This is a genomic window from Actinokineospora fastidiosa, assembly GCF_014648415.1.
Lineage (GTDB): Bacteria > Actinomycetota > Actinomycetes > Mycobacteriales > Pseudonocardiaceae > Actinokineospora > Actinokineospora fastidiosa.
In genome coordinates this window covers 206665-230616 of record NZ_BMRB01000006.1, presented here as the reverse complement: position 1 = coordinate 230616, position 23952 = coordinate 206665, and the positions used below count along the sequence as shown (strand labels likewise).

Below are 23952 nucleotides of genomic sequence, written 5' to 3'. Positions count from 1 at the left end.
ATGGCGTCGAGGATCTTCTGCACGGCGCTCCTCCAGTGACGGCACGGGTTTGGTGGAGGTTACTGTCGAGTAGCGATTCAGAAGCGCACGATGTGAGCGATGGCACCCGATCGGTGGGACCGGATTCGCCGGTTGACCCCGTGTCGGGAGCGGCGGAGGATTTGAGCGGGATCTCCTGTCTCGGTGGAGGTGGTCTCGATGAGCACACCCGTGCACGCTCGCCCGTGGACCCGCCCGCACGACTGGGCGGAGGTGGTGTTGGGCCTGGTGGCGCTGCTGTCGCCGCTGTGGATGGCCACGGACACCGCCGCGACCTGGACCATGGTGATCCTCGGCGCCCTCATCGCGCTGGACGGGCTGGTGTCGCTGGCCCGGCCGGGCATGGTGGCCGGTGAGGCGATGCAGATGGTCCTCGGCGTCCTGCTGTTCATCTCGCCGTGGGTGATGGGCTACTCCGACCTGGAGGGCATCGCCTGGACGTCGTGGATCCTCGGCGCGCTGACCTTCATCGTCGGCGCCGCGGCCCTGCCGATGGCCCAGGCCGCGCACCGGATGGCGGGCTCGCACTAGGTGAGGTAGGACAACCGCGACCGGGGCGCGCCCCGGTCGCGGGTTGCCGTGTGTCGTACGGTCACCTACATGGCAACCTCTACCGAGGAAACGAAGCCGAAAGGTTTTTTCGGACACCCACGAGGGCTGGCGAACCTCTTCGGCACCGAGATGTGGGAGCGCTTCTCCTACTACGGGATGCAAGCGATCCTGCTGTACTACCTGTACTTCAGCGTCAACGAGGGCGGTCTCGGCCTCGATGAGGCCGTGGCGGCGGGCATCGTCGGCGCGTACGGCGGATCGGTCTACCTGGCGACGATCGCGGGCTCGTGGGTCGCCGACCGCCTGTTCGGACCCGAGCGCACCCTGCTCTACAGCGCCGTCCTGATCCTCTGCGGCCACATCGCGCTGGCCGTCGTGCCGGGCGTCGCGGGCGTGGCCATCGGCCTCATCTGCGTGGCGCTGGGCTCCGGCGGGCTCAAGGCCACGGCGACGGTCCTCGTCGGCCTGCTCTACGCCGAGGGCGACGACCGCCGCGACGCCGGGTTCTCGATCTTCTACATGGGCGTCAACATCGGCGCGCTCGCCGGACCGCTGCTGACCGGGCTCCTGCAGGACAAGGTCGGCTTCCACTGGGGCTTCGGCCTGGCCGCGGTCGGCATGGCGTTCGGGCTGGGCCAGTACATCCTGCAGCGGCGCAACCTGCCGCCCGCGGGCCGCGAGGTGCCCAACCCGATCGCGGGCGCCGAGCGCGTGCGGGCGTTCGCGGTCATCGCCCTGGGCGCGGCCGCCATCGTCGTGCTGGTCGTGACCGGCGTGGTCGGGCCGGACAACCTGGCGACCGTGGTCACCTGGGTCATCTCGGTGGCGGCCGTGATGCTGTTCGCGATGCTGCTGACGAGCAAGCGGGTGGACCGGGTCGAGCGGCAGCGGGTGGTGGCGTTCATCCCGATGTTCCTGGTCAGCTTCGGGTTCTGGTCGCTGTTCCAGCAGCAGTTCACCGTGCTGGCCATCTACGCCGAGCAGCGGCTGGACCTCGACGCGCTCGGCTTCTTCAGCATCCCGCCCGCGTGGTTCAACTCGGTGGAGCCGCTGTTCGTGGTGCTGCTGGCGCCGGTGTTCGCGGCGCTGTGGGTGCGCCTGGGCGACCGCCAGCCGTCGACGCCGATCAAGTTCGGCATGGGCGTCGCCGCGATGGGCGTGGCGTTCCTGGTGATGGCGCTGATGGGCTTCACCAAGGGCGACGGCGTGGTCAACCCGCTGCTGCTGGTGCTCGTCCTGGTGATCTTCGTGCTGGGCGAGCTGTGCCTGTCCCCGGTGGGCCTGTCCCTGTCGACGAAGCTGGCCCCGCGCGCGTTCGGCGCGCAGATGGTCGCGCTGTTCTACCTGTCCATCGCGCTCGGTTCCTCGGTCGCGGGCGCGCTGGCGGAGTACTACACCAAGGACAGCGAACCGGCCTACTTCGGCCTGCTGGGCCTGGGCGCGCTGGTCATCGGCGCGATCATGTTCGCGCTCTCCCCGGTGGTCAAGCGCCTGATGAACGGGGTGCGATAGCTCGAACCACGGGGTGGCGGCGGGCGCGGGCCGCCGCCACCCCGCTGGCCGTCACGGGGCGCTGTAGCCCACGGTGTAGGAGCCGGAGCCCGTGGCCGAGGTGATCCGGTAGACGTAGTAGCCGGACGTGCCCGTGTAGGCCAGGGTCTCGTCGGCGCTCGACGTCCGCGCCGAGGCGACCGTCTGCCAGGCCGAGCCGCTCCACTTCAGCAGTTCGAGGTCGAAGTTCGCGCCCGACGGGCCGTCCAGGCAGGCGCGGTGGGCGCCGGACGCGGCCTGGAAGTACGAGCCGTCGGGCTGGTAGGCGGAGCCGCCTGCCGACAGCGAGCCGGTGCGGGTGGCCGGGAAGGCGGTGCAGCCGCCGCCACCGCCGCTGATCCTCGCGGCGATCGCCCGGTCCATCACATCCAGGCTCACCGAGTTGAACGGCTTGGTGATGTTGCGCATCAACGAGTCCTGGGACGGCCGGTAGATGCCGTACTCGTACTGGTGCCCGCCCTGGTACGCCCCGATCGTGCCGCCGTCGGGGGTCGTGCGGCCCAGGTAGGACGCCCACTTGCCGCCGCGCGGGTCGGTGGTGACGTTGGGCTCCCTCGGCTCGCCGCCCCGGTAGGTGGTGCCGGGCGTGTAGTACTCGTCGGCGAGGCCGCCGACGGAGTGGCCCAGCTCGTGGATGGCGATGCGGCCCGCCTGCTCGTTGCCGCCGGAGACCGTCGCCAGGCTCGGATAGCCCGCGCCGCCGTACTTGGTGGTGTTGCCCACCGCCACGATGGCGTCGACGCCGGGCGCCTGCGCTGCGTACGCCTGCGCCTTGGACTCGCTCAGGCACAGCAGCCGCTCGATGCCGCCGCACCAGAAGTGCATGTCCAGCGCGGTGTCGCGGTAGACGCCCTGTTGCGGGTCGTTGTCCACACCGGACTGGTTGGACACGACGTTGACCAGCCACACGTTGACCGAGCCTCGGTACTTGTTCCACGGCGCGGTCGCGGCGATCTCGGCCCACTTCGACTCCGCGTGCTGGCGCAGCAGGCCCAGCTGCGACGAGGTGTAGCCGTCGCCGACGATCACCATGTCGAAGCGCGAGTCGGACGGGCCGGTGTCCTGGATCGGGATGACGTCGGCGGCCTGCGCCTGGACGGTGTCCTGCGGGGTGAGCGGCGGGTCGACCTCGACGGGGACGCGCACCCGGGTGATGGCGCCGTCGGGGGAGAACACCTCCCGCCATTCCGTCGCGACGGGCTGCGACACCGCGGGCAGGGGTGTCAGGCCGACGGCGGCTGCCAGCGCCAGGGCCGGGTAGAGGATGCGCATGGGAACGCCTCCGGGGGTAAGGGGCAGGGTAGAGCCCTACCGTTCCCAGTCGCGGCGTCGCCGGAAAATCCCAGTGGGGATAACTGGGGCGCTATGGATCTGTCGGGACCGCGCCCGTGCGTCCTATCCTGCGGGTCGATGGAGCTGGAACTGCGTCATCTCACGTCCCTGTGCGCGATCGCCGACGCGGGCAGCGTGTCCCGGGCGGCCGCGCTGCTCGGCGTGTCCCAGCCAGCGCTGACCGCCCAGCTGCAGCGCGTCGAGCGGGAGCTGGGCGCCCAGGTCTTCGTCCGCGACCGCAAGGGCGTCACCCCGACCCCGCTGGGCCAGTCCCTGCTCACCCGCGCCCGCGGCGTCCTGCTGGCGATGGACGAGCTGCGCCGCGACTCCGACCGCCGCGGCCTCGCCGCCGGTCCGGTCGTGCGGCTGGGCGGGATCGCGGGCGCGGTGTCGGTGGGCCTGGCCGACCGGCTCAGCGACCAGCTGCCCGACGCCGAGGTGCACCTGCGGACGGAGTACTCGCCCCGGGTGCTGTGGGACCTGCTGATGGCGAACCGGCTGGACGCCGCGGCGCTGGTGGACTACCCCGGTTTCGCGTTGCGCCCGCCCGCGACCGTGCTGTCGCAGGTGATCGCGGTGGAGCCGGTGTTCGTGGCGATGTCCGAGCGGCACCGGCTGGCCGACCGCGCGTCGGTGGCCCTGTCCGACCTGGCCGACGAGCCGTGGGCGCTGACCCCGTACGACGGCGCGGGCTGGCCGGACTGCTTCTACGCGGTGTGCGGGGAAGCGGGCTTCACCCCGCGCGTGCTCTACACCGTCTCCGACGGCACCCCGATCCGCGAACTCGTCGCCACGGGCCGCGCGGTCACCCCGTGCCAGGCCGTCTTCGCCTGCGGCGACGGCGTCCTGGTCAAACCCCTGGAAGGCGACCCGGTGCGGATGCGCCACATCCTCGCCTGCCGCGCCGACAGCCCACTGGCGGACAACTTCGACGTCGTCCTCCGCCTGGCCTGCGACGCGTACTGGGCCTACGCCCAGCGCCGCCCGGACTACCTGTCCTGGTTGGGGAACTGATCGTCCGGGCGGCCGCGGTGCTATCGGGGAGTCGGGAAACCCTCGCCGAGCCAGGACACCCAGCGGGCGCGGTGCTCGTCGGGGTTGGTGGCGGGGCCCTCCTGCGGGGGCTCGGGCAGCTCGTAGCCCGCGGCCGCCAGATCGCGGGCGATCTCGGTGATGGCGGCGAACCAGGAGTCCTCGACGGCCTCGACGACGCCGGTCGGGCCGTCCAGGCGCAGGGCGTACTCCAGCCAGCCGTGGTGCCACCAGGTGAGGGTGGCGCGGACCGGCCTGCCGTCGCGGGTGAGGGTGATGTCGGCGGTGTTCATGACGGCGGTGCTCAATGCGCCTCCCCGGGCTCGACCAACTCGACCAGGACGCCACCGGCGTCCTTCGGGTGCACGAAGTTCACCTTGCTGCCCGCGGTCCCGCGCCTCGCCTTCTCGTACAGCAGGCGCAGACCGTTGGCGCGCAGGGCGTCGGCTGCGGCTTCGACGTCGGTTACCCGGTAGGCCAGCTGCTGCAACCCCGGGCCGCTTCGGCCGATGAACTTAGCGATCGTCGACTCCGGCGTGAGCGGGGCCAGCAGCTGGACGGCGGTCCCGGCGCCGTCGTCGCCGGGGGCGCGCATCATGGCCTCGCGGACGCCCTGCTCCTCGTTCGTCTCCTCGTGCGCGCAGACGAGGCCGAAGTTGTCACGGTAGAAGGAGATGGCCACGTCCAGGTCGGGCACGGCGATGCCGACGTGGTCCACCGCGGTCACGAACTGCTTCAGCGCTTCCGGCATAAGAAGACGATACGACTACTCGCCGGTAACTTTTCCTGTGCGGCTACTCACACAGCCCCGTGTCGAGGCGGTCACGCGCGAGTATGGTGCCGGTTAACGCTCGTTCGCTCTCGTCGCCTAGGAGACCGCTGTGTCCGGAAGCGTCATCGTCGCGGGGGCCCGCACCCCCATTGGCCGTCTGCTCGGCTCCCTGAAGGACTTCACCGGCGCGCAGCTCGGTGGCATCGCCATCAAGGCGGCCCTGGAGAAGGCGGGCGTCAAGCCCGAGCAGGTCCAGTACACGATCATGGGCCAGGTGCTCACCGCGGGCGCGGGCCAGATCCCGGCCCGGCAGGCGGCCGTGGCCGCGGGCATCCCGATGACCGTGCCCGCCCTGACCATCAACAAGGTCTGCCTCTCCGGCCTCGACGCCGTCGCGCTGGCCGACCAGCTCATCCGCGCGGGCGAGTTCGACATCATCGTCGCGGGCGGCCAGGAGTCGATGACCCAGGCGCCGCACCTGCTGCCCAAGTCCCGCTCCGGCTTCAAGTACGGCGACGTCACGATGCTGGACCACATGGCGTACGACGGCCTGTTCTGCGCGTTCGACCAGGTCGCCATGGGCGCGTCCACGGAGAAGGTCAACGCCCGCTACGGCCTGACCCGCGAGGAGCAGGACGCCTTCGCCGCCGCGTCGCACCAGCGCGCCGCCGCGGCCATCAAGGAGGGCCGCTTCGCCGAGGAGCTGGCGCCGGTCAGCATCCCGCAGCGCAAGGGCGACCCGGTCGTGTTCGACACCGACGAGGGCGTGCGCGCCGACACCACCGCCGAGGGCCTGGCCAAGCTGCGCCCGGCGTTCGCCGCCGACGGCACCATCACCGCGGGCTCGGCGTCGCAGATCTCCGACGGCGCGGCCGCCGTGGTCGTGATGAGCAAGGCCAAGGCCGAGGAGCTGGGCCTGACCTGGATCGCCGAGATCGGCGCGCACGGCGTCGTGGCCGGTCCGGACGCGAGCCTGCACGAGCAGCCGTCCAACGCGATCAAGGCGGCGCTGGCCAAGCAGGGCCTGCAGGCCGCCGACCTGGACCTGGTCGAGATCAACGAGGCGTTCGCCGCGGTCGGCGTCGTCTCGACCCGCGAGCTGGGCGTCAGCCCGGACATCGTCAACGTCAACGGCGGCGCGATCGCGCTCGGCCACCCGATCGGCGCGTCCGGCGCGCGGGTCCTGGTGCACCTGGCCTACGAGCTCAAGCGCCGCGGCGGCGGCGTGGGCGCGGCCGCGCTGTGCGGCGGTGGCGGCCAGGGCGACGCGCTGATCATCACCGTCCCGAAGGGCTGAGCTTGGCCCGCCAGGTCGACGTCGCTGACCTGGTCGACCGCGCGCGGCGGCAGGAGCCGCGCGCGGTCGCCCGGCTGATCTCGCTGGTCGAGGACGCCAGCCCGCAGCTGCGCGAGGTCGCTGCCGCGCTGGCCCCGCTGACCGGCCGCGCGCAGGTCGTCGGGCTGACCGGGCCCCCCGGCGTCGGCAAATCCACCACCACGTCCGCCCTGGTCAGCGCGCTGCGCGCGGCCGGGAAGCGGGTCGGGGTGCTGGCCGTGGACCCGTCGTCGCCGTTCTCCGGCGGGGCGCTGCTCGGCGACCGCATCCGCATGCAGGACCACGCCACCGACCCGGGCGTGTTCATCCGGTCGATGGCCACCCGCGGCCACCTCGGCGGGCTGAGCTGGGCGACCCCGCAGGCGCTGCGCGTGCTCGACGCTGCCGGGTTCGACGTCGTGCTCATCGAGACCGTCGGCGTTGGACAGTCCGAAGTGGACGTCGTCGGGCTGGCGGACACCACGCTGGTGCTGCTGGCGCCGGGGATGGGCGACGGCATCCAGGCGGCCAAGGCGGGCATCCTGGAGATCGCCGACGTGTTCGTGGTGAACAAGGCCGACCGCGACGGCGCGGACACCACCGCGCGCGAGCTGAAGTACATGATCTCGCTGGGCCGCCGCGAGATCAGGGGCGCCAGCTGGCGGCAGCCGATCGTCAAGACCGTCGCCTCCCGAGGCGAGGGCGTCGACGAGGTCATCACCGCGATCGACCACCACCGCGACTGGACCCGCGCCCACGGCGAGTGGCACGACCGCCGCGCCGCCCGCGCCCGCACCGAGATCGAGGCCATCGCCGTCGCCGCCGTCCGCACCCGCCTCGGCGACCTGCACGGCGGCGACGCCATCGACGCCCTCGCCAAGCGCGTCATGACCGGCGACCTCGACCCGTACACCGCCGCGGACGCGCTGGTGGACGGCATCTAGCCCGCCCGGTTCGGTCACTGCCAGTACGGCGCGTCCGCTCGGAGCACCGGGCCGCAGGAGCCGCGGGGCATGCTCGCGGCGGCGTTCCAGTGGCCTGCGGCCGTCTGGGCCGCCGCGCGGACGGCGGCGAGGCGCGCCGGGTCGGGGACGGCGTCGCGGCGGACCCACTTCTCGCGGTTGCCCCGGCCCTGCATGATCAGTTCGTAGTCGGCGGTCATGCGGGGGTCGGTGAAGAGGCCGGTGGCCTTCGCCCAGGTGCCGTGGGCGGTGATGAACGTGGGCTTGGCCTCGGTGAAGACGTAGTCGCGCAGGCCCGCCATGTCCTCGGCCGACCAGAGCTCGGCGATGCGGCGGTGGGCGAGGCCTGCGAGGTCGATGATCTCCAGTTCGCTGGTCAGCGCCGCGCCGCCGATGTCGGGGACGAGCAGGGAGCCGTCGCGGACGTCGAGCAGGCGGGCGTAGGTGTTGAACTCCCAGCCGTCGATCTGGGCGATGACGCACGTGGGCACCGTCGGGCCGGTGCGGAAGCGGTCCATCGCGTCCCACCACAGCGTCACCGACTGGGCCAGGCCGAGCACGCCCACCACCGCCACCACGACCCGCCCGCGCACAGCGAGCCCCGACAGCACGTGCGCGCCCGCCACCGCGACGGTCAGCGCGGCCAGGGGCCAGACGGGGGTGGCGAAGCGGAACTGCGCCATCCAGTCCTGGGCCAGCACGCCGTACGCGGTCACCGCAAGGCCGAGCGGGACGGCTAGCGCGATGAGGCCGTTGCGGTGCGGCGACGGCCGCAGCAGGGCCGCGCCGACGAGCACGACGCCCGCCAGCAGCGTCAGCCAGCCCACGTACCCGACCATGTCGGCGGGCTTGGCCAGGTCCTCCACGGTCGGCACGCCCTGCGACTTCGCCAGCGCCGTGTTGGGCAGCAGCGCGCCGAACGTCAGCCAGCGCCAGACCAGGTAGAGGCCGACGGGCACGGCGAACACGGCCAGCCCGAGCAGCACGGGCTTGACCACCTCGCGCAGCGTGTCCCGCCGCAACAGGATGAGCACGACCAGCGCGTACGCGCCCGCGTAGATGAGCCCGTCCGGACGGGTCAGCGCCGCGATGGCGGCGAGCAGGCCGGTGATGACCGCCATGCGCGGCCGCAACAGCTCGTCGCGCGTGACGGCACGGGCGAGCACCGCGGCGATCGCGACGGCGCTGAACGCCAGCAGCGAGTTCTCCAGCCCGGAGAACGTCCAGATGGCGAACGACGGCACCAGCGCGGTGACCGTGCCCGCGGCGATCGTGACCACCGCCGGTCTGCTGGTCAGCGCCGACGCCGCGACGTGGAACGCGGCGAAGGCGCCCGCCGCCAGCAGCAGGGCCAGCGCCTTGGGGAACAGCGCGTAGTCGGGGACGCCGAACCAGGCGCCGGAGTCGAACAGCCCGACCAGGCGGCCCAGCGACAGCAGCCCCAGCCAAGCCGGGTTGGAGTAGCCCTCGACCGGGTCGACGCCCGGCTGCAGGACCGGTCCGGCCCCGGAGGTGATCGACCGGGCGTAGGCGAACGTGATGGCCGCGTCGTCGACGATCCACCGACCGTAGGCGAGTCCGTGCAGCCCGAGGACGGTTGTCGGGATCAGGACGGCGATGCCTGCCCTGACTCGGGGTGGCAACACCCGGGCAACTCTAGAGGGTGACTGAATCGTTCACCCGATTCGGGTAATGCGATCTTGTTCTGGCACTAGCCTCGCCGGCATGACCGACACCACCGCCGCCATCGAGGTCGAGGACATCCGCAAGTCCTACGGCGACCTCAGGGCTGTCGACGGCGTCTCGTTCAGCGTGGCCGAGGGCGAGTTCTTCGGCATCCTCGGGCCCAACGGCGCGGGCAAGACGACGACGTTGGAGATCATCGAGGGACTGCGCGAACCGGACTCCGGTCACGTGCGACTGCTGGGCGAGAACCCGTTCCCGCGCAACCCCGGGCTGCTGCCGCGCATCGGCGTGCAGCTGCAGGCGTCGGCGTTCTTCGAGAAGCTCACCGCCCGCGAGCAGCTGGAGACCTTCGCCGCGCTGTACGGCGTGGACGGCGAGCGCGCCAGGGAGATGCTGGACCTGGTCGGCCTGGCCGAGAAGGCCGACACCCGCGAGGAGAAGCTCTCCGGCGGCCAGCGCCAGCGGCTGTCGATCGCCTGCGCGCTGGTGCACGACCCGGACATCCTGTTCCTCGACGAGCCGACCGCGGCGCTGGACCCGCAGGCGCGGCGCAACCTCTGGGACGTGCTGCGCGCGATCCAGGAACGCGGAAAGACCATCGTCTACACCACCCACTACCTCGACGAGGCCGAGATCCTCTGCGACCGCGTGGCGATCATGGACCACGGCCGCGTCCTGGCGCTGGACCCGCCCGCCTCGCTCATCCGCGGCCTCGACGCGCCGACCCGGGTGTCCCTGGAGCGGGGCACGCTCGGGATCGATGACGCCCGCGTGCTCGCGGGCGCCGACGACGCGCACGAGGACGAGCAGTCGCTGACCATCACCACCCGCACCCCGGCGCCGCTGCTGTCCGCGCTGGCCGAGCGCGGGACCCTCGACGGACTGCAGGTGCGCACGGCGACCCTGGAGGACGTGTTCCTCAGCCTGACCGGACGGGAGTACCGCGCGTGACCGCCTTCAAGAGCCTGTCCAGGGCGATGGCCAAGGGCTACTACCGGGACAAGGCCACGCTGTTCTTCGCGTTCGTCTTCCCGCTGATGTTCCTGGTCATCTTCGGCCTGCTGTTCCGCGACGGCGGGGACGAGATGATCAAGCTCGGCGTCGTCGGCGACGGCCCGGTCGTGGTCGCGCTGGAGAACACCGGCGCGGTGGAGATCGTCAGGCCGGGGCTCGACGAGGGGCTGAAGCAGGTCCGCGAGGGCGACCTGCCCGGCCTGGTCGAGGTCGACGGCGACAGCGTCGAACTGCACTACGCCGCCAGCGACCAGGCCCGCGCCGGGCTCGTGCAGGGTCTGGTGTCCGGCGTCACGCAGCACGTCAACGTCCAGGCGACCGGGCAGCCGCCCGCGTTCGCCTACTCCGCCGCGCAGGTGGAGGACTCCTCGCTCAAGCCCATCCAGTACCTGACACCCGGCATCCTCAGCTGGGGCATCGCGATCACCGCGGTGTTCGGCGCGTCGCTGTCGCTGGTGAGCTGGCGCAGGAAGCAGGTGCTGCGGCGGCTGCGGCTGGCGCCGGTGACGGTCGGCACGGTGCTCTCGGCGCGGATCGTGGTGACGATCGCGGTCGCGGCGCTGCAGGCGCTGCTGTTCGTCGCCGTCGCGCTGCTGCCGGTGTTCGGGTTGCGGCTGTCCGGGACGTGGTGGCTGGCGATCCCGGTGTTCCTCAGTGGAATCCTCGCCTTCTTCGCGATCGGCATGCTCGTGGGGGCGTTCTGCAAGACGGAGGAGGCGGCGTCGGGCGCGGCGAACATCGTCGTGCTGCCCATGGCCTTCCTGTCCGGCACGTTCTTCCCCGTGGACGTCGCGCCCGGCTGGGTGCAGGCGGTGTCGCTGGCGTTCCCGTTGCGGCACATGAACGACGGCATGCTCGCGTTCCTCGTCCGGGGCCAGGGCGCGGAGGCGCTGCTGCTGCCGTGCGGTGTGCTGCTCGCGTTCACCGTTGTGGTGTCCGCCATAGCCGCCAAGGTGTTCACCTGGGAGGACAGCTGACCCCGACCCCGGCGTGAGGGCGCTCACGCCGCACACTGGGGTCCATGCAGGCTGCCGCACTGTTCCGGATCGTGTCCCTGGCCGAGGCCGTCTCCTGGCTGGGGCTGCTCACCGGCATGTTCTTCAAGTACGTCACCGAGACCGGCGAGCTCGGGGTGAAGGTCTTCGGCCCGATCCACGGCGCGGTCTTCGTGGCGTACGTCGCTGTGGCGTGGTTCACGGCGCGCAAGCTGGACTGGGACCGCAGGGCGACGCTGTGGGCGTTCGCGTCCAGCGTCCCGCCCCTGGCGACCCTCCTCTTCGAGCGCTGGGCCCTGCGCACGGGCAAGCTCGACCCGGTCGCCCTGCGCCGCCGGTTCTGACCACCGCCACTGGCGGACCCCGGTGCGCAGAACAGCGCGTCCACTGTGGTCCGCCAGATCGGCGGTGACCGCTGCGCGTGCAAGGGCCCGAACCCGCAGGGGAACCTCGAACGCGATGTGGACCATGCATCCGATCAGCAAGCCGGGTTCTTGAGGAGAGGATCCGCTGTGGACGTCTACGTCGAGAACCAGAACCATGAGCGGTCGCTCGCGGGCGCCGACGTCAATCGGAGGTTCGCCCGGATCCTCAGCGCCGCGGCTCCGTCGAGCCTGCTGTCCGGGGTGCACCCGCACGGCGACACCATGTTCAACATCCCGCAGCTGAACATGATCGAGAGCGAGTTCGACGGGATCCTGGCGAGGCGGCCGGACCTCGCCGACGACATCGCGGAGCTGCGCGGACTCCTCGAGGAGGTCCGCCGCAGGCGCGGATACCTCTGGATCTGCGGCGACTGACCGCGTGGAACCGAGGGTCGGTGTGGTGGATCACACCGGCCCCTCGGGGCGTTGCACGCGGGGTCAGCCCCAGCGGCGGAAGCCGCCCTCGGTGTTGACGACCTGGCCGGTGATCCAGGCGGCGTCGTCGGTGGACAGCCAGGCGATGAGGCGGGCCGGGTCGTCCGGCTCGCCCCAGCGGCCCGCGGGGAAGCGGCGGCGGACGGACTCGCGGGCCTCGGCGGAGGCGTAGCCGGTGTCGACCGGGCCGGGATTGACGCAGTTGACCGTGATGTTCGCCTCGGCGAGCTGGTCGGACAGGGTGCAGGTGATCGACGCCAGCGCGCCCTTGCTGGCCGCGTAGGCGACCTCGCCGGGCATGGGGCCCAGGTCCTGGCCGGACGTCATGAAGACGATCCGGCCGCCCGCGCGCCCGTCGTGCTGGGCGGCGAAGGCCTGGGCCAGCAGGATCGACGAGCGGGCGTTGACCGCCCAGTGGCCGTCCAGCATCGCCGGGGTCAGCTCCCCGAGCGCGCCGTCGCCGCCGCTGCGGGCGTGGTTGCAGACGAGGATGTCGATATGGCCGAACGCGGTGAGCGCGGCGTCGACGAGGTGCTGCGGGGCGTCCGGGTCGGCCAGGTCGAACTCCGCGTGCTCGACGCGCACACCCCCCATGTCGGCGGCGATCGCCTGCGGGCCCGCGGGGTCCGCACCCCAGGGCTGCGCGCGGTCGTGCGGGGAGTAGTGGTGCAGGAACAGGTCCGCGCCCAGCCCCGCCAGCCTGCGCGCGGTGGCGTAGCCGATGCCCGCCCGCCTGCTGACGCCGGTCACCAGCGCGACCCTGCCGTGCAGGTTCACCGACATGCGAACACCCCGAATCGTCCGGTCAGGCGGAACACCCCGTCGCGGGCGATCGTATGGCGCACACGCGCGGCGGCCACCTCAATAAACGCTGACCAATCAAGGCCCGCGGGCAGGTCCATGCCGTCGCGGATGCTGTCGACGTAGGCGATCACCGCGTCGGCGTCCGGGATCAGCACGGGCCGCTCGTAGCGGACCACCTCGACCTCGGCGAACGCCGCGCGCAGGACCGGCCCGTCGTCCACAGTGAACCGTCGGGGCTCGCGGAACAGGGGCGGCGGGGGCGCGCCGGTCAGCTCGCGGACCGAGTCGGTCCACAGCGCGTCCAGCTCGGGCTTGTCGTCGTGCCCGTTGGTGGCCGCGACGAGCACGCCGCCGGGGCGGATCACCCGCCGCAGCTCGGCGATCGCGGCCGGGATGTCGGGGGCGTGGTAGAGCATGTGCATGGCCAGCGCGGCGTCGACCGACGCGGTGCGCAGCGGCAGGGCGCAGACGTCCGCGCGAGCCTCGCCCGCCATGCTCGCGGAGAGGTCCATCGGGATCACCCGCAGGTCGGGGCGGTGTGCGCGCAGGTGGGCGGTGTGGCGGCCGGGGCCGCAGCCGATGTCGAGGACGGCGCCGCGCACGTCGCGCAGCAGGTCGGCGGCCACGGCGGGCAGGTCGACGGGGTCCTCCTGCCAGCGGTAGACGCCCTGGCGGGCGGCGAGGTTGTCCCGGGCCGCGTACTGCCGCAGCGACCTCGCGCGCTGGTCCATCAGTCCTGGAAGTCGCCGGTCGCCTTGCGGACCTTGGCCAGCAGGTCGGTCAGCTGGGTGGTCTGCCGGTCGGTCAGGCCGCGCAGGCCGAAGTCGATCGCGGTGACCGCCGCCGTCGCCTCGGCCCGCCGCTCGCGGCCCGCCTCGGTGATCTCGGCCAGCGTGGTGCGCCGGTCGGTGGGGTGCGGGAGCCGCCGCACCAGGCCGTCGGCCTCCAGCCGGTCGACGATGTTGGTCACGCTGGTCGGGTGCAGCTGCAGCCGCTCGCCCATGACCCGCATCGGCAGGCTGCCCCGGCGGGCGAAGGTGAGCAGCACCAGCGCCTCGTACCGGGCGAAGGTCAGCCCGTGCGGCTTCAGCGCGGCGTCCACAGCGGACTGCACGATCTGCTGGACCCGCATGATGCTGGTGACTGCGGCCATGGCGGTGGAATCGCCGATGCGCTCGGCCCACAGCTCCGCGGCGCGGGCGATGGGGTCGAACGGCAACGTGCGCGGCCTCATGCGCCTGAACCTACCAGCGCGAACCGATCAGTAGCCCCCGGGCGGCGGCTCGAACTCCGCCCACACGCCCAGCAGGCGGACCGGTCTGACCAGGTCGAAGCGCTCGAACGCGGTCAGCGCCGCGGCCGCGATCGCCGCGCCGTCCGAGGTCGGGCCGGGCAGGGTGAGGCTGCGCGTGCGGGTCAGGAACGGCGCGAACCGGGCCTTGACGCCCACCCGGACCGCCGGGCGGCCCTCGGCGGCGACGTCCCCGGCGACCCGCTCGGCGAGCGCGGCCAGCTCGCGGCGCAGGTCGTCGGGGTCGGTCAGGTCGTGCTGGAAGGTCGTCTCGCGGCTGTGCGAGCGCGGCACCCACGGCGTGGCGCTGACCTCGGTGGAGCCCGCGCCCAGGGCGAGCGTGCGGTACCAGGGGCCCATGCGCGGGCCCAGGACGAGCAGGTCGTCCGGATCCGCTCTGGCCAGCTCGGCGACGGTGGTGTAGCCGAGGTCGGCGAGCTTGCGGGCGGTGCGCGTGCCGATGCCCCAGAGCGCCGTCGTCGGCCGCTCGGCCATGACCTCGAACCAGTTGTCCCTGGTCAGCCGGTAGATCCCGGCGGGCTTGGCGAAGCCGGTGGCGAGCTTGGCGCGCAGCTTCGTGTCGCCCACGCCGACCGAGCAGCTGAGGTGGGTGCGGTTCCACACCGCGTCCTGGATGCGGCCCGCGAGGTCCTCCGGGTCGTCGGTCTCGGCGCCGACGAACGCCTCGTCCCAGCCGAGGACCTCGACGACGACGTCGAACTCCCGCAGGGTGGCCATCACCTCGGCCGAGGCGTCGTCGTAGGCGGCGGGGTCGGAGGGCAGGAAGACGGCGTCCGGGCAGCGCTTGGCGGCCGTGCGCATCGGCATGCCGGACCTGATGCCGTACTCGCGGGCCTCATAGGACGCCGTCGCGACCACCGAGCGCAGGGTGGGATCGCCCGCGCCGCCGACGACGACCGGCCTGCCCGCCAGCTCCGGGCGCCGCAGCAGCTCGACCGCGGCGATGAACTGGTCGAGGTCGACGTGCAGAATCCAGGACCCCACCGGGCTAGTGTGCGCCCGTCAGCCGTATCCCGACAGGAGGTGCCCGTGCTCGTCGCGTTCAGCGTCAGCCCGCTCGGCGGGGAATCGGAGAACGTCGGCCGCGCGGTGGCCGAGGCCGTGCGGGTCGTCCGCGAGTCCGGTCTGCCGCACGAGCTGTCCAGCATGTACACCACGATCGAGGGCGAGTGGGACGAGGTGATGGCCGTGGTGCGGCGGGCCACCGACGTGCTGCTGGCCAAGTACCCGAGGGTGTCGCTCGTGCTCAAGGCCGACATCCGGCCGGGGCACACCGGCCAGCTGACCGCGAAAGTGGCCAGGGTCGAGGAGTACCTGGCGGAGTAATGTCGGCGCGGTGACCACGCCGCGCGAACTCTGGCTGTGCTTCGAGCCCTACCACGACGTCGTCTACTTCACCCCGGAGAGCCGCGCCGCCGCCGACGCGCTCGGCTGCAAGGGCGGCTGGATGGGCTACTTCGGCATGCGCGCCGCCCCGCTCGGCGCGGCACCGGAATGGCTGATCACCAGCGTCTTCTACAACTTCCACCCGTCGCGGGTCGCCAGGGCGGTGCCGGAGGTGTGGGACATCGCCACGCCCGCGCAGTTCCTCGACGCCCGGCTCAGCGGCGTCGACGGCGCCCTGCGCAGGCTGCTCGGCGACGAGGTGACCGGCGACGACCTCGCCGAGGCGGCCGAACTGGTCGTCGCGGCGGCGGGCGCGGCCCCGACGGCGGGCCGCCCGCTGGGCGCGGCCAACGCGGCCCTGCCGCTCCCGGCCGAGCCGCACCTGGCGCTGTGGCAGGCCGCGACCACCCTCCGCGAGTCCCGCGGGGACGGGCACATCGCCGCGCTGGTCACTGCCGGGCTGGACCCGTGCGAGACCCTGGTGCTGTTCGCCGCCGAGCACGGCCTGACACCCGAGTACATGCAGCAGGCCCGCAACTGGCCGGTCGAGGAGTGGACGGCGGCCCGCACCCGCCTCACCGAACGCGGCCTGCTGGACGACTCCGGCCTGACCCCCGACGGCGCCGCCGTCCGCGAGACGGTCGAGGTCCTGACCGACGAGGCGGCCGCGGCCCCGTGGGACCACCTGGGCCCGGAGGCCACCACCCGCCTTGTCCGCCTGCTGGCCCCGCTGTCCCTGCGGATCGCCAGGGGCAACGAGGCCATGCGCGTCAACCCGATGGCGCTGGCCCCGGAGACCGAACTCGAACGCCTGGTCGCCGAGACATAGCCAGCGGGGCCGCCGGGTCCGCGGTGGTCGCCGGGCGGTGGCGTTTCCCGGTGGTCGCCCGGCGTGGCGCCGCGCTGGACGGCAGGTTGGGCCGACGTTCTGTGGATGCGTGGCCGTCGCCCGTGGGTTCGGGGCCGGTGTCGTCGTGGGTCAGGCGGTGGTTGCCTGATCGTGCGGCGGCGTTCGGTGGGTGTGGGAGTCCGCAGCCCCTTCGGGACTGCGGCATGCCAAGATGAAAACCGTGACCAGGCCCGACCCACGCAACACCGCAGCGCTCTCCGCCGCTTTGTCCAGGGCGGTTGACCTTTCCGCGCTCAAAGCCCGTGCCGACGCCGCCCGCACGACCCCCGCGGGGGGCAAGCAGCAGCAGGCGCCCGCAGGCGATCACGTCGTCGATGTGACCGAGGCCACGTTCCAGGCCGAGGTCGTCGAGGCGTCGATGCAGGTGCCGGTGATCGTCGCGTTGGGGGCGAGCTGGTCGGGGCAGGCGCAGCAGCTGGTCGCCCTGCTGGAGAAGCTGGCCGCCGAGTTCGGCGGCGCGTGGCGGCTGGCCAAGGTCGACATCGAGACCAGCCCGCGCGTGGCCCAGCTGTTCGGGGTCCAGGCGGTCCCGATGACCGTCGCGGTCGCCGCGGGCCAGCCGATCGAGGCGTTCGGCGACATCCCGCCGGAGCCGCAGCTGCGCCAGTGGCTGGGCAGCCTCGTCGACGCGCTGCGCGACCGCCTGCCCGGCATCCGCGAGGCCGAGGCCGCCGGGGGCGGCCAGGAGGCCGCCGAGCCCGAGCCCGACGACCCCAGGCTGACCGCGGCCGAGGACGCGCTCGACCGCGGCGACTACGCCGCCGCCGAGGCCGCCTACCAGGCCATCCTCGACTCCGAGCCCGCCAACGAGCACGCCGCGGCCGCGCTGACGCAGGTCCGCTTCATGGCCCGCACCCAGGCCACCGACCCCTCGGTCATCGTCCGCGCCGACACCTCGCCGGACGACTTCGAGGCGCAGCTGGCCGCGGCCGACCTCGAGGTGGCGGGCCATCAGGTGGAGAAGGCCTTCACCCGCCTCATCGCCGCCGTCCGCCGAGCCTCGGGCGACGACCGCGACAAGGTCCGCGGCCACCTGGTCGGCCTGTTCGACCTCTTCGCCCCGGACGACCCCCGCGTCGCCAAGGCCCGCCGGGACCTGGCCAGCGCCCTCTTCTAAGCCGTCCGAGCCTGCCAAGGCTCGGACCAGCCGCCTGCGCGTCGGTCGATCGGAGGCCTCTAGCCTCGGTTGCCGATTGGCCTTGATTGCTGATCGCTGTCTGCGCATCGGTGGCAGGGCCTGGGCAGGGCGCCCTTCTGAGTCCGGATCGGGTCGGCTGTTGGGGGGCGGGCTCTTGATCGTGTTGGTCGCGGCCTGACCCCGGTGACTCGCGACACGACGACCCGCCGGAGCTGACCAGCACCCCCTTCGAGTCCGGGTCGCCTGCGACAGCCCGGTGTTCGGCGGAAGCGCCTCGCCCCCGGCCTGCTGATCGCTACTCTCGGGGCGGTCGCGGTGTGGGCGAAGGGCGGGCGTGTGAAGCGGGTTCTGCTGCACCCGATGACGGGGCTCCTGGTCGCGGGTCTCGTGGTGTCGGTGGCTGTCGCGGATTCCGTCGGGGACGTGGCGTGGGGGCTGCTCGCCACGCTCGGCGGGTATCTGGCGGGGCTGTTGGCGCTCCAGGTCGGGATGCTGGTCGGGGCCGTCGTGCTCGGGGTGTCCGTGCGGACCGTCGTGGTCGGGGTTGGGCCGCGGGTGGCCGATTGGTCGTCCGCGCGGCGGGTGGTCGTGCTGCGGGCGGTACCTGTTTTCCTGTCCGTCTCCATCGCGCCCGGGCGGGCGCCGGTGCGGGGGCGGATGTGGGGTGCGGCGCTGTGTTCCGCGCTCGCCGGGATCGCCGCGACCGCGGGGCTGGCGGCGGTGGGCGTGGTGCTCGCCGTCGCCAGTGGACTGACGGTCGCGCACGCGCTCGTGCCCAGGAAGACGGCCGCCGCGACCTCCACCGGCTGGCTGCTGGCCAACCTGCTGCGCCTCACCGGCGACCAGGCCGCGCAGCTGGCGGCCGCGCCCGTCGTCAAGCAGGCCGTGGACGCCACATTGGACGGTGACCTCGACACCGCCGACCGGCTGTGCGAGCAGCTCAGGGACCAGTACCCGACACTCAAGACCGCGCGGGCCGCGCGCGTGCTCGTGCACCAGGCGCGCGGGCGGTACGCCGAGGGGCTGGCGCTCGCCATGGCGATGATCGACGAGCAGTCGCCCGCCGACGCCGCCCCGTTCTTCGCCGCGCTGGCCGGGCTGGCGTGCGACACCGTCGAGGCCGGGGTGCTCGACGCCGCCGTCGGCCTGCCCACCGCCCAGAACGCGATCGAGGCCGCCGAGGCCCTCGGCTACCCCGCTTACAAGCTCACCGGCACCAAGGCCCACCACGCCCTGCTCACCGGCGACATCCGGCAGGCCATCACCCTCGCCCGCCGGTCGCTGGAAACCAACGACGACCGCCTCGGCCGCGTCGACGACCTCGTCACCCTCGCCCGCGCCCGGATGGCCGACCACGACAACCGCGGCGCGCGCGAGGCCATCGACGAGGCCGAGCGGACCGCGCCGTGGTGGCCCAGGGTCAGGGCCACCAGGGCGCGGCTCGAGGTGGCCTGATCAGGCCAGCACGACCTTGCCCAGCTCCGCGGGCGTGGCCAGCAGGTCGTGCTTGGGCAGGACCCGCACGGTGACGCCGAGCGCGCCCGCGTGCGGGAGCGGCAGCTCGGTCACGTACCGCCCGTGCTCGGCCGGGCGCATCGGCGCGGTGACGACGTCGGTCAGGTCGTCGGTGTCGCCGACCCGGCCGATCACCGCCTGCACCTCCACATCGGACGGCGACAGCCCGGCGAGGTCCACGACCGCGTGCACCTCGACCGGGTCGCCGATCACCGGCGTGTGCCCGTCGTCCATGCCCAGCTCGCAGCCCGTGACCCGCACGTAGGACCACGCCCCGGCGAGCCTGCGCCGGTAGTCGGCCAGGTCGCGGGCCATGCGGAAGTCCTCGGCCTCGGCCAGCACCCCGGCGGTCGCGGCGGGCCCGTAGTAGCTGTCGACGTACTCGCCGACCATCCGGGACGCCTGCACCCTCGGCCCCAGCGTGTCGAGGGTGTGCCGGACCATCGCCAGCCAGCGGCTCGGCACGCCCGCGGCGTCGCGGTCGTAGAACAGCGGCGCCACCTGCGAGCCCATCAGCTCGTACAGCGCGGCCGCCTCCAGGTCGTCGCGGCGGACCGGGTCGGTGACGCCGTCGGCGGTGGGGATCGCCCAGCCGTTGCTGCCGTCGTAGAACTCGTCCCACCAACCGTCCCGGATGGACAGGTTGAGCCCGCCGTTGAGCGCGGCCTTCATGCCGGACGTGCCGCACGCCTCCAGCGGGCGCATCGGGTTGTTCAGCCACACGTCGCAGCCCCAGTAGAGGAACCGCGCCATCGACATGTCGTAGTCGGGCAGGAAGACGATCCGGTGCCGGACCCTCGGGTCGTCGGCGAACCGGACGATCTGCTGGATCAGCGCCTTGCCGCCGTCGTCGGCCGGGTGCGACTTGCCCGCGACGACCAGCTGCACCGGCCGGTCGGGGTTGAGCAGCAGCGACCGCAGCCGCTCGGGGTCGCGCAGCATGAGCGTCAGGCGCTTGTAGGTCGGCACCCGCCGGGCGAAGCCGACGGTCAGCACGTCCGGGTCGAAGACGGTCTCGGTCCAGTTCAGCTCCAGCGCCGACGCCCCGCGCTGCAGCCACGCGGCGCGGACCCGGCGGCGCACCTCGGCGACCAGCCGGGCGCGCAGGGTGCCGCGGATCTGCCACAGCTCCGCGTCGCTCACCCCGGACAGGCCCGCCGTCGGGTCGGTCCAGTCGGCCAGCGCGGTGATCTCCCGCGCGGCCCAGGTCGGCCCGTGCACGCCGTTGGTCACCGAGCTGATCGGCACCTCGTCGGTGTCGAAGCCCGGCCACAGCGCGCCGAACATGTCCCGGCTGACGGCGCCGTGCAGCTTCGACACGCCGTTGGCGCGCTGGGCCAGCCGCAGCCCCATGTGCGCCATGTTGAACATGCCCGCGTTGTCCTCGGCGCCCAGCGCCAGCACCCGCCGCACCTCGATGCCGGGCAGCAGCGCCTCGTCGCCGAAGTAGTACTGCACCAGGTCGACCGGGAAGCGGTCGATGCCCGCCGGGACCGGGGTGTGCGTGGTGAACACCGTGCCCGCGCGCACCGCGGAGAGCGCCTGGTCGAAGTCCAGCCCGCGGCCGGACACCAGCTCGCGCAGCCGCTCCAGGCCGAGGAAGCCCGCGTGGCCCTCGTTGGTGTGGAACACCTCCGGCTGCGGGGTGCCGCTCAGCTCGCAGTACGCGCGCACGGCCCGCACGCCGCCGATCCCGGCCAGGATCTCCTGCCGGATGCGGTGGTCCTGGTCGCCGCCGTACAGCCGGTCGGTGACGTTGCGCAGGTCGTCGGGGTTCTCCTCGATGTCGGAGTCCAGCAGCAGCAGCGGGACCCGGCCGACCTGCGCCTTCCAGATCCGCGCCCGCAGCACCCGCCCGCCGGGCATGGCCACGTGCACCAGGATCGGCGCGCCGCTGGGCTCGGTCAGCGGCTCGAGCGGCAGGCCGTTGGGGTCGATCACCGGGTAGTGCTCGATCTGCCAGCCGTCGAGCGAGAGCGACTGGCGGAAGTAGCCGGAGCGGTAGAGCAGGCCGACGCCGATCAGCGGCACGCCGAGGTCGGACGCCGCCTTCAGGTGGTCGCCCGCCAGCACGCCGAGGCCGCCGGAGTAGTTGGGCAGCGCCTCGGTGACGCCGAACTCCATGGAGAAGTACGCGATGGCCCTCGGCAGCCGGGTGCCGTTGGCGCCGTCGGCCGCGCGGCGGGCGCGCTCCTGGTACCAGCGCGGGCCGGTCAGGTACTCGCGCAGCTCGTCGGACAGCGCGCGCACCCTGCCGAGGAAGTCGGGGTCGGTGGCCAGCGACTCCAGCCGCTCGGCGGGGACCTGGGCGAGCAGGTGCAGGGGGTCGCCGCCCACTCTGGCCCAGATGTCGGGATCCACCGCGGCGAACAGGTCCTGGGTCGGCGGGTGCCACGTCCAGCGCAGGTTGGTCGCGAGCATGCCGAGATCGGCCAGCGGCTCGGGCAGTCCGGCACGGACGGTGAATCGGCGTACGGCTCTCACGCGACACGACCCTAGCGCGAGAGCGGCCCCGGGCAAGCCCACCGGGCGCGCCGAGGAGCGGCGGGTTGTCGTGTGAGCCTGGATCGAGCAAGGCAGACTAGGGGGCAGGGATCCGTGCAAGCCAGTTAAGGAGCGCACCGGTGAGACACCTTCTGTCAACCTCGGCGGAATGGCAGCCCTCCCGACCGCACCTCAGGGGAACGACGCTCCGGACCGGACCGGGCCTGCGCAGCACGACGACCATGATCAACTGCGGGGAGGCGGCTCAGTGAGCGGTCGGCTTGGCATCGATGACGTCTCCCCGGTCGTGTCGTGCGGCCGTTACCCCGCGAAGGCGGTCGTGGGCGAGCACATCCCCATCCAGGCCACGGTATGGCGCGAAGGCCACGACGCCGTGGCGGCCACCGTCTCGTGGCGCGGCCCGCAGGATCCCGTCTCGCGCAGCACGCGCATGAAGCCCGTCGGCGTCGGGCTCGACCGGTGGGCGGCGGAGATCGTCCCCGACTGCGAGGGCCTGTGGACGTTCCGCGTGGACGCCTGGAGCGACCCGTGGTCGACGTGGCGGCACGCGGTGGAGGCGAAGGTCGGCGCCGGGCAGGGCGCCGACGAGCTGGCCAACGACCTGGAGACCGGCGCCCGGCTCGTCGAGCGGGTGGGCAGGCGCCCGGACCGCAACGGCGACCGCAAGCTGCTGATCTCCGCCGCCCGGGCCCTGCGCGACGACTCGATGCCGCTGGCCGCGCGCATCGCCGAAGCGCTCTCCGAGGCCACGCACCGGGTCATGACCGCCTACCCGGTCCGCGAGCTGATCACCAAGGGCAAGGTCCACCAGGTCTGGGTCGACCGCAAGACCGCGCTGTACGGGTCGTGGTACGAGTTCTTCCCGCGCTCGACCGGCGGGGTCGACGAGTCCGGAAAGGCCGTGCACGGCACCTTCCGGACCGCGATCGGCGAGCTCGACCGCATCGCCGACATGGGCTTCGACGTGGTGTACCTGCCGCCGATCCACCCGATCGGCCGAGTCAACCGCAAGGGCCCCAACAACAGCGTGGTCTCCGTGCCCGAGGACGTCGGCTCGGTGTGGGCCATCGGCGCGGCCGAGGGCGGGCACGACGCGATCCACCCGGAGCTGGGCACCTTCGCCGACTTCGACGCCTTCGTCGCCCGGGCCAAGGAGCTGGACCTGGAGGTCGCGCTCGACCTGGCCCTGCAGTGCGCGCCCGACCACCCGTGGGTCACCGAGCACCCGGAGTGGTTCACCACCCGCCCCGACGGGTCGATCGCCTACGCGGAGAACCCGCCGAAGAAGTACCAGGACATCTACCCGCTCAACTTCGACAACGACCCCGCCGGGCTCTACGCCGAGGTGCTGCGGGTCGTGCTGCTGTGGGTCGAGCACGGGGTGCGGATCTTCCGGGTCGACAACCCGCACACCAAGCCGCCGGACTTCTGGGAGTGGCTGATCCGCGAGGTGAAGGCGGTCGCCTCCGACGTGCTGTTCCTGTCCGAGGCGTTCACCCGGCCCGCCCGGCTCTACGGGCTGGCCAGGCTCGGGTTCACCCAGTCCTACACGTACTTCACCTGGCGGACGACCAAGCAGGAGCTGATCGACTTCGGCATGGAGGTCGTCGGGCACCTCGACGAGGCCCGGCCGAACCTGTTCGTCAACACCCCGGACATCCTGCACGCCTCGCTGCAGCACGGCGGGCCCGCGATGTTCGCCATCCGGGCGGCGCTGGCCGCCACGATGTCGCCGACCTGGGGGGTGTACTCCGGCTTCGAGCTGTTCGAGGGCCAGGCGGTCCGCGAGGGCAGCGAGGAGTACCTGGACTCGGAGAAGTACCAGCTCCGCCCGAGGGACTACGCCGCGGCGCTGGCCCAGGGCCGCTCGCTGCAGCCGTGGATCACCCGGCTCAACGCCATCCGCCGGGTGCACCCCGCGCTGCAGCAGTTGCGCACGCTGCACTTCCACCACATCGACAACGACGCGCTGATCGCCTACTCCAAGGTCGACCCGGCCAGCGGGGACACGGTCGTCACCGTGGTCACCCTGGACCCGCACGTGCCGCAGGAGGGCACGCTCTGGCTCGACCTGGCCGCCCTCGACCTCGACCCGAACCGCCTGCACCCCGCCTACGACGAGGTCAGCGGGCAGACCTGGGACTGGGGCGGGGCCAACTACGTGCGGCTGGAGCCGTGGCGGTCGGTGGCGCACATCGTCCACATCCGACGCTAGCGGCGGTCGCGGGCGATCAAGACTGCGGGGAAGCGCCCCCTGCCTGACAATGGGGGG

At 72.7% G+C, this 23952-nt stretch carries 23 protein-coding genes; 14 read left to right on the top strand and 9 right to left on the bottom strand.

Going from position 1 to position 23952, the window contains the following annotated elements; translation table 11 throughout:
- Positions 1-198: 198 nt before the first annotated feature.
- Both IEY98_RS27225 and IEY98_RS27220 read left to right on the top strand, forming a co-directional pair.
- On the top strand, positions 199-570 hold the full coding sequence (locus IEY98_RS27225; RefSeq protein ID WP_189213509.1) for an SPW repeat protein: 372 nt from the start codon (positions 199-201) through the stop codon (positions 568-570).
- Between the two features lie 69 nt (positions 571-639).
- Positions 640-2103 (top strand): peptide MFS transporter, encoded by a 1464-nt coding sequence (locus IEY98_RS27220; RefSeq protein ID WP_189213508.1) that lies wholly within the window; start codon positions 640-642, stop codon positions 2101-2103.
- 51 nt (positions 2104-2154) lie between these two features.
- Here IEY98_RS27220 and IEY98_RS27215 read toward each other — a convergent pair whose 3' ends face one another.
- A complete protein-coding gene (locus IEY98_RS27215; RefSeq protein WP_189213507.1) occupies positions 2155-3414 on the bottom strand; it encodes a M64 family metallopeptidase in 1260 nt (419 codons plus the stop codon).
- Positions 3415-3552: 138 nt separating this feature from the next.
- Between IEY98_RS27215 and IEY98_RS27210 the strand changes: the two genes are divergently transcribed.
- The gene (locus tag IEY98_RS27210; RefSeq protein WP_189213506.1) at positions 3553-4488 is read left to right on the top strand and encodes a LysR family transcriptional regulator; all 936 of its coding nucleotides are present in this window, start codon (positions 3553-3555) and stop codon (positions 4486-4488) included.
- A 20-nt stretch (positions 4489-4508) separates the two neighbouring features.
- On the opposite strand, the gene IEY98_RS27205 is transcribed toward IEY98_RS27210, so the two are convergent.
- Both IEY98_RS27205 and mce read right to left on the bottom strand, forming a co-directional pair.
- On the bottom strand, positions 4509-4814 hold the full coding sequence (locus IEY98_RS27205) for a hypothetical protein (RefSeq protein WP_189213505.1): 306 nt from the start codon (positions 4812-4814) through the stop codon (positions 4509-4511).
- The gene (mce, locus tag IEY98_RS27200; protein ID WP_189213504.1) at positions 4811-5257 is read right to left on the bottom strand and encodes a methylmalonyl-CoA epimerase; all 447 of its coding nucleotides are present in this window, start codon (positions 5255-5257) and stop codon (positions 4811-4813) included. Before mce ends, IEY98_RS27205 begins: the two co-directional genes overlap by 4 nt.
- Positions 5258-5387: 130 nt before the next feature.
- Here mce and IEY98_RS27195 point away from each other — a divergent pair, with 130 nt between their 5' ends.
- Both IEY98_RS27195 and meaB read left to right on the top strand, forming a co-directional pair.
- Positions 5388-6575 (top strand): acetyl-CoA C-acetyltransferase, encoded by a 1188-nt coding sequence (locus tag IEY98_RS27195; protein ID WP_189213503.1) that lies wholly within the window; start codon positions 5388-5390, stop codon positions 6573-6575.
- A 2-nt stretch (positions 6576-6577) separates the two neighbouring features.
- Positions 6578-7537 (top strand): methylmalonyl Co-A mutase-associated GTPase MeaB, encoded by a 960-nt coding sequence (meaB, locus tag IEY98_RS27190; RefSeq protein WP_189213502.1) that lies wholly within the window; start codon positions 6578-6580, stop codon positions 7535-7537.
- Positions 7538-7551: 14 nt separating this feature from the next.
- Here meaB and IEY98_RS27185 read toward each other — a convergent pair whose 3' ends face one another.
- On the bottom strand, positions 7552-9201 hold the full coding sequence (locus IEY98_RS27185) for a hypothetical protein (RefSeq protein ID WP_189213501.1): 1650 nt from the start codon (positions 9199-9201) through the stop codon (positions 7552-7554).
- Positions 9202-9280: 79 nt separating this feature from the next.
- Here IEY98_RS27185 and IEY98_RS27180 point away from each other — a divergent pair, with 79 nt between their 5' ends.
- The 4 genes from IEY98_RS27180 to IEY98_RS27165 all read left to right on the top strand — a co-directional run bounded on the left by IEY98_RS27180 (position 9281) and on the right by IEY98_RS27165 (position 12050).
- A complete protein-coding gene (locus IEY98_RS27180; RefSeq protein WP_189213500.1) occupies positions 9281-10192 on the top strand; it encodes an ABC transporter ATP-binding protein in 912 nt (303 codons plus the stop codon).
- Positions 10189-11232, top strand: coding sequence for an ABC transporter permease (locus IEY98_RS27175; protein WP_229787554.1), 1044 nt, complete (start codon positions 10189-10191; stop codon positions 11230-11232). Before IEY98_RS27180 ends, IEY98_RS27175 begins: the two co-directional genes overlap by 4 nt.
- Before the next feature lie 44 nt (positions 11233-11276).
- Positions 11277-11594: a DUF3817 domain-containing protein gene (locus tag IEY98_RS27170; protein ID WP_189213499.1), complete on the top strand. Its 318-nt coding sequence runs from the start codon at positions 11277-11279 to the stop codon at positions 11592-11594.
- Between the two features lie 168 nt (positions 11595-11762).
- Positions 11763-12050: a hypothetical protein gene (locus IEY98_RS27165; protein WP_189213498.1), complete on the top strand. Its 288-nt coding sequence runs from the start codon at positions 11763-11765 to the stop codon at positions 12048-12050.
- A gap of 63 nt (positions 12051-12113) precedes the next feature.
- Here IEY98_RS27165 and IEY98_RS27160 read toward each other — a convergent pair whose 3' ends face one another.
- From IEY98_RS27160 to IEY98_RS27145, 4 genes are read right to left on the bottom strand one after another with little or no spacing between them, the layout of a single operon-like run.
- Complete coding sequence (locus tag IEY98_RS27160; protein WP_189213497.1) at positions 12114-12893, bottom strand: SDR family oxidoreductase; 780 nt, start codon at positions 12891-12893, stop codon at positions 12114-12116.
- Positions 12884-13645 carry a class I SAM-dependent methyltransferase gene (locus tag IEY98_RS27155; protein ID WP_189213496.1) on the bottom strand — a complete coding sequence of 254 codons (762 nt, stop codon included), beginning with the start codon at positions 13643-13645 and terminating at the stop codon, positions 12884-12886. The genes IEY98_RS27160 and IEY98_RS27155 overlap by 10 nt, the downstream gene beginning before the upstream one ends.
- Positions 13645-14148, bottom strand: coding sequence for a MarR family winged helix-turn-helix transcriptional regulator (locus IEY98_RS27150; RefSeq protein WP_189213495.1), 504 nt, complete (start codon positions 14146-14148; stop codon positions 13645-13647). The genes IEY98_RS27155 and IEY98_RS27150 overlap by 1 nt, the downstream gene beginning before the upstream one ends.
- Positions 14149-14175: 27 nt before the next feature.
- Positions 14176-15210, bottom strand: a complete 1035-nt coding sequence (locus tag IEY98_RS27145) for a DNA polymerase IV (RefSeq protein ID WP_189213494.1) — start codon at positions 15208-15210, stop codon at positions 14176-14178.
- Positions 15211-15255: 45 nt separating this feature from the next.
- Here IEY98_RS27145 and IEY98_RS27140 point away from each other — a divergent pair, with 45 nt between their 5' ends.
- The 4 genes from IEY98_RS27140 to IEY98_RS27125 all read left to right on the top strand — a co-directional run bounded on the left by IEY98_RS27140 (position 15256) and on the right by IEY98_RS27125 (position 19115).
- Positions 15256-15552, top strand: coding sequence for an MTH1187 family thiamine-binding protein (locus tag IEY98_RS27140; protein WP_189213493.1), 297 nt, complete (start codon positions 15256-15258; stop codon positions 15550-15552).
- Positions 15553-15562: 10 nt separating this feature from the next.
- Positions 15563-16441 carry an SCO6745 family protein gene (locus IEY98_RS27135; protein WP_189213492.1) on the top strand — a complete coding sequence of 293 codons (879 nt, stop codon included), beginning with the start codon at positions 15563-15565 and terminating at the stop codon, positions 16439-16441.
- Positions 16442-16673: 232 nt separating this feature from the next.
- Complete coding sequence (locus tag IEY98_RS27130) at positions 16674-17639, top strand: tetratricopeptide repeat protein (RefSeq protein WP_189213491.1); 966 nt, start codon at positions 16674-16676, stop codon at positions 17637-17639.
- A 381-nt stretch (positions 17640-18020) separates the two neighbouring features.
- Positions 18021-19115 carry a hypothetical protein gene (locus IEY98_RS27125; RefSeq protein WP_189213490.1) on the top strand — a complete coding sequence of 365 codons (1095 nt, stop codon included), beginning with the start codon at positions 18021-18023 and terminating at the stop codon, positions 19113-19115.
- Here the strand turns inward: IEY98_RS27125 and glgP are convergent, their stop codons facing one another.
- Positions 19116-21659 (bottom strand): alpha-glucan family phosphorylase, encoded by a 2544-nt coding sequence (glgP, locus tag IEY98_RS27120; RefSeq protein ID WP_189213489.1) that lies wholly within the window; start codon positions 21657-21659, stop codon positions 19116-19118.
- A gap of 268 nt (positions 21660-21927) precedes the next feature.
- On the opposite strand from glgP, the gene IEY98_RS27115 reads away from it, so the two are divergent.
- Positions 21928-23895 carry an alpha-1,4-glucan--maltose-1-phosphate maltosyltransferase gene (locus tag IEY98_RS27115; protein WP_229787551.1) on the top strand — a complete coding sequence of 656 codons (1968 nt, stop codon included), beginning with the start codon at positions 21928-21930 and terminating at the stop codon, positions 23893-23895.
- Positions 23896-23952 lie beyond the last annotated feature (57 nt).

Coding starts and splice junctions, on each gene's coding strand:
- IEY98_RS27150 (WP_189213495.1), bottom strand. CDS start 14,148: ATGAGGCCGCGCACGTTGCCGTTCGACCCCATCGCCCGCGCCGCGGAG.
- IEY98_RS27215 (WP_189213507.1), bottom strand. CDS start 3,414: ATGCGCATCCTCTACCCGGCCCTGGCGCTGGCAGCCGCCGTCGGCCTG.
- IEY98_RS27125 (WP_189213490.1), top strand. CDS start 18,021: ATGACGGGGCTCCTGGTCGCGGGTCTCGTGGTGTCGGTGGCTGTCGCG.
- mce (WP_189213504.1), bottom strand. CDS start 5,257: ATGCCGGAAGCGCTGAAGCAGTTCGTGACCGCGGTGGACCACGTCGGC.
- IEY98_RS27180 (WP_189213500.1), top strand. CDS start 9,281: ATGACCGACACCACCGCCGCCATCGAGGTCGAGGACATCCGCAAGTCC.
- IEY98_RS27160 (WP_189213497.1), bottom strand. CDS start 12,893: ATGTCGGTGAACCTGCACGGCAGGGTCGCGCTGGTGACCGGCGTCAGC.
- IEY98_RS27225 (WP_189213509.1), top strand. CDS start 199: ATGAGCACACCCGTGCACGCTCGCCCGTGGACCCGCCCGCACGACTGG.
- IEY98_RS27155 (WP_189213496.1), bottom strand. CDS start 13,645: ATGGACCAGCGCGCGAGGTCGCTGCGGCAGTACGCGGCCCGGGACAAC.
- IEY98_RS27220 (WP_189213508.1), top strand. CDS start 640: ATGGCAACCTCTACCGAGGAAACGAAGCCGAAAGGTTTTTTCGGACAC.
- IEY98_RS27130 (WP_189213491.1), top strand. CDS start 16,674: ATGAAAACCGTGACCAGGCCCGACCCACGCAACACCGCAGCGCTCTCC.
- IEY98_RS27210 (WP_189213506.1), top strand. CDS start 3,553: ATGGAGCTGGAACTGCGTCATCTCACGTCCCTGTGCGCGATCGCCGAC.
- IEY98_RS27170 (WP_189213499.1), top strand. CDS start 11,277: ATGCAGGCTGCCGCACTGTTCCGGATCGTGTCCCTGGCCGAGGCCGTC.